Raw genomic sequence first — 4,015 nt, 5'->3', positions numbered from 1 at the left:
GGTAAGAAGTAAGGTGTTTCTGGGTAATCAATACCCAGAAACGTATTTTTTACTATTACTGCTGAGAGAGCTTTCTAGAGAAACCTAAACCTAGTAAGCCTAGAGCAAGTAAAGCTATGCTGCCTGGCTCGGGAGTCTCAACTGTGTTACCCGTGTTTCTTCCCCAAAGCATAAAGTTAGATAAGCCGCCACCATTTCCGTAGCTTTGATTGTAATCAAACGTGCCAGTTGTTGAGCTTGTTGCAATGGATCATGCGAAGAAGTCAGAAGTGTTATCTTGAGGGTTTCCGCCAACATGCATTGAGATCACTGCTTCATCAAACTGACTCCAAAATGAACTGTGAATGCCCCATATTCCGGTAACGTCGGTGCTTCCCCAAAGAGAACCTGTATTTAAACCGATTCGTAATGGGCCATCAGCTAAGCTTAGGTCAGTACCTTCAGCCCCGGCGATGTCAGATACTTTTTCCCAGCTAGGTGCGTCACCATACAGATTGTTGATATCGTTAGTGTGTGGGTTTCCATTACCAGATTCACAGACGGTGGATATGGTTAACTCTGCAGTTCGCCCTTCGCTAGTACAAATCGCTGCAAAAGATTGGCTGGCAAAGCTTAGTAACGCAATACCTGATATTATTTTAAGAGTATTTTTCATGATATTCCCTGTTAATAATTTTACATAAGGGTTTTAACGCATAAATTGTACCAATGATTTGCCTCTGTCTTTAACTACAATTAATTATCATGCTTTTTAAGTGTAAAAAATAAGGTTTTGTTATGGGGGGGGTAAACTAATCTGACAGTTAATTGTGTGAATGTGAACTTGCGCATATGTACATTAAGGGTGTGTTTGGCTAAAGCGTCTGGAGGCAAATAAGCCAAATAAGCCAATGATAAAGAGTGCGATATTTGCAGGTTCTTCAATGCGAATAACTTCGGTAACTCGTCCCCATAGTTTTAGGTTTGATAAACCACCTCCACCACCGGCTAGACGCTCGTAGCTGAAACTTCCTGTCGATGCTCCATCGGACAGTTTCCAAGCAAAAAAGTCGGGGTCTCCGCCTCCATTCCCTACGCGCATTGATATTACACCCTCATTGTAAGCATCCCAGAAGGCAGAATCTAAGCTCCATTCACCAGAAACATTGCTCTGTCCCCAGTTAGAGTTTGGATCCAGTGACACCCCAAACCAGCCATCGCTACCACCAGAGGTATTGTCTTCTACTGAGCTAACTCTTTGCCAGCTAGGGGGGGTGTCAAACAAGGCGTTAATAGCACTAATGCTGGGGTTTCCTAGGCCCGTTATACAGTTCGTTGCAGGACTTAGATCGGCTGTTCTGAGACTGCTTCCGCATGAAAGTGAAAGTGCTTGATTGGATGATAATATTAGAACTAAAAATAGGAAGAGACTTTTGACAATAGACATCTTATACACCTCGAAATAAGCGTCGATTAAGAATCTAGAGTCTTGATGCAATAACAATACTTTATTCAGGTCTGGTGATGTTTTTCAGTAGCTTATCGTAATGATTGGTTCTTTTTGTGATGCAAGTCACATCATAAGTGTTAAGTAATTCGACGCTTGTCGCTGCTGATTAAGTGAGTTCTTGGGCCTTGTAAAACCTACAAGTAAAGGTCTCTAAGCGCTTTCAAATTGTCTTAGGTCAATTTCACTTTGTGAGTATTGGCCTATACTCATTTCTAGAGTTTTGTTTCTAGGGCCTAAACCTTGTTTGGGCTATCAACTTCTAACTTTGTATAGATTAAGGGAACTTAGTTTGCAGCAAGGCATACTCGCTATTTTTCGTTCAATGCTAGGTAGTCTCAGAGACCTGGCGCCGATCATAATTGTTATTGCATTTTTTCAATTTGCAGTACTTCAGCAGCCGATACCTAACCTGGTCGATATGATTATTGGTGTCATATTTGTATTGCTTGGCTTGACGTTTTTCATTTTCGGTCTGGAAATGGGCTTATTTCCGATCGGTGAGTCAATGGCTCATGCCTTAGCAAAGAAGGGTAGTGTCGCTTGGCTGATTGCTTTTGCTTTTGCATTGGGCTTTGGTACGACAATAGCTGAACCTGCCTTGATAGCAGTCGCTGCAGAAGCCGCAACGGTCGCCGCAGAAGGCGGCATGATCGAAGCAACTGAAGCCGCTAAAACAAGTTATGCCAGTGGCTTACGATTTACGGTGGCTTTTTCTGTAGGCTTGGCGATCGTTCTGGGTGTGGTGCGTATTATTGCAGGCTGGTCGATCCAATGGATGATTATTGGCGGCTATATTCTAGTTGTGATTATGACGAGTTTCGCACCAAAGGAAATTATCGGGATTGCATATGACTCGGGCGGTGTGACAACCTCAACGATTACTGTTCCTCTGGTGACTGCGTTGGGCGTAGGTTTGGCTTCATCAATCAAGGGCCGAAATCCGATGATTGATGGTTTTGGATTAATCGCATTTGCGTCGCTATCTCCGATGATATTCGTGATGGCTTACGGCATGATCATATAGGGAGCTCGGCGCTTAATGGAACTTCTCAACGATATTATCGACATTACGTTCGCCACGATTAAAGACGTGATTCCTATCGCGGCTATATTGTTTGGCTTTCAATTTCTTGTGATTCGCAAGCCTATACCCAATATGAAAAGGGTGCTGTTTGGTTTCTTGTACGTGCTGATCGGGTTATCGCTATTTTTACTCGGTTTGGAAAGAGCCTTATTTCCCTTAGGTAAATTAATGGCGCAACAGTTGACTGATCCAGCTTTTATAGCAGGAGCGAGGGATATTGGTGCCGATGCACTTCAGTGGTTTGATTATTATTGGGTCTATCTGTTCGCCTTTGCCATAGGATTTAGTACCACGATAGCAGAGCCCTCTCTAATAGCTGTAGCGATCAAGGCGAATGAAGTATCGGGTGGTGCGATCGGCATTTGGGGTTTGCGTATTGCCGTCGCAATTGGTGTAGCAGTAGGTATTTCCTTAGGAACTTATCGTATCGTTACCGGAATTCCGATCCATTATTTTATTATCTCTGGTTATGTGGTCGTCGTAATTCAAACTTGTTTTGCACCCAAACTGATCGTGCCTTTGGCTTATGACTCAGGTGGTGTAACGACATCTACTGTAACTGTGCCTTTGGTTGCAGCCTTGGGTTTAGGCTTAGCTGAAACAGTACCTGGGCGAAGCACTTTGATTGATGGTTTTGGTTTAATCGCTTTTGCTAGCTTATTTCCAATAATGTCGGTGATGGCCTATGCGCAAATTACTGAGTATTTGGCTAAGCGAAACCAACAACAGGGCTTGGCACAAGTTGAATAAGCTCTGTACAGAGTTTGTAGAGAATTTCGAATAGGGGAAAGTACATGCATTTTAAATTATTGCTGGTGTTTGTAGAGGATGACAAAACCGATAAGGTCATGAAGGCTGCGCGAAAAGCTGGGGCGACTGGTGCCACAGTGATCAACCATGCCAGAGGCGAAGGGATTAAAAAGAGTAAGACTTTTTTTGGCCTGACCCTGGAGACTCAACGGGATGTCTTGCTGTTTATAGTTGAAGAGCACTTAAGCCGGCATATATTAGAGACTATTGGACAGGTAGGCGAATTCGATACCAGTCCGGGTACGGGAATTGCCGTACAGTTAGATGTTGAAGATGCTGTGGGCGTCTCGCACCAAATACAATCTATTGCAGCTAAAGTCGAGGAAGAGTTATGAGTCATACCAATAAAACGGTTGTTAAAATTAAGGATGTCATGCGGAGTAACTACGTTGAAATGGACGGCATGATGACCGTTAAAGACGCCTTGATTCAAATGAAAGAGCATAATGCTAGCTACGTGATTATCAAAAAACGTAATGAGGATGACGAGTACGGCGTTGTGATGCTGTCAGATATCGCTAAAAAGGTATTGGCAAAAGATAAGTCACCTGATCGCGTTAATGTCTATGAAATTATGTCTAAGCCCGTTGTCAGTGTCCCACCTGAAATGGATGTGCGCTATTGTGCTCGTT

Annotated in this window: 7 protein-coding genes; 4 read left to right on the top strand and 3 right to left on the bottom strand. The window is 43.3% G+C overall.

Translation table 11 applies throughout. The features are described 5' to 3' along the window. Window positions 1–55 precede the first annotated feature (55 nt). From A3757_RS28085 to A3757_RS09245, 3 genes are all read right to left on the bottom strand, one after another. A complete protein-coding gene (locus A3757_RS28085) occupies window positions 56–172 on the bottom strand; it encodes a PEP-CTERM sorting domain-containing protein (RefSeq protein ID WP_082865496.1) in 117 nt (38 codons plus the stop codon). A gap of 78 nt (window positions 173–250) precedes the next feature. Further along, entirely contained in the window at window positions 251–655 is a 405-nt protein-coding gene (locus tag A3757_RS09250; protein ID WP_068511243.1) for a hypothetical protein, read from the bottom strand. Between the two features lie 183 nt (window positions 656–838). After that, the gene (locus A3757_RS09245; RefSeq protein ID WP_068511242.1) at window positions 839–1,426 is read right to left on the bottom strand and encodes a hypothetical protein; all 588 of its coding nucleotides are present in this window, start codon (window positions 1,424–1,426) and stop codon (window positions 839–841) included. 385 nt (window positions 1,427–1,811) lie between these two features. On the opposite strand from A3757_RS09245, the gene A3757_RS09240 reads away from it, so the two are divergent. The 4 genes from A3757_RS09240 to A3757_RS09225 all read left to right on the top strand — a co-directional run. Beyond that, on the top strand, window positions 1,812–2,513 hold the full coding sequence (locus A3757_RS09240; RefSeq protein ID WP_068511339.1) for a DUF1538 domain-containing protein: 702 nt from the start codon (window positions 1,812–1,814) through the stop codon (window positions 2,511–2,513). A 15-nt stretch (window positions 2,514–2,528) separates the two neighbouring features. Continuing rightward, window positions 2,529–3,323: a DUF1538 domain-containing protein gene (locus A3757_RS09235; protein ID WP_068511240.1), complete on the top strand. Its 795-nt coding sequence runs from the start codon at window positions 2,529–2,531 to the stop codon at window positions 3,321–3,323. Between the two features lie 44 nt (window positions 3,324–3,367). Beyond that, entirely contained in the window at window positions 3,368–3,718 is a 351-nt protein-coding gene (locus tag A3757_RS09230) for a P-II family nitrogen regulator (RefSeq protein WP_068511238.1), read from the top strand. After that, window positions 3,715–4,015 (top strand): CBS domain-containing protein (locus tag A3757_RS09225; RefSeq protein ID WP_068739473.1); only part of this gene is annotated, 301 nt, incomplete at its 3' end. The genes A3757_RS09230 and A3757_RS09225, both read left to right, overlap by 4 nt.

It is taken from the genome of Oleiphilus sp. HI0117 (assembly GCF_001635235.1).
This window is presented reverse-complemented; position numbering and strand designations above follow the sequence as displayed.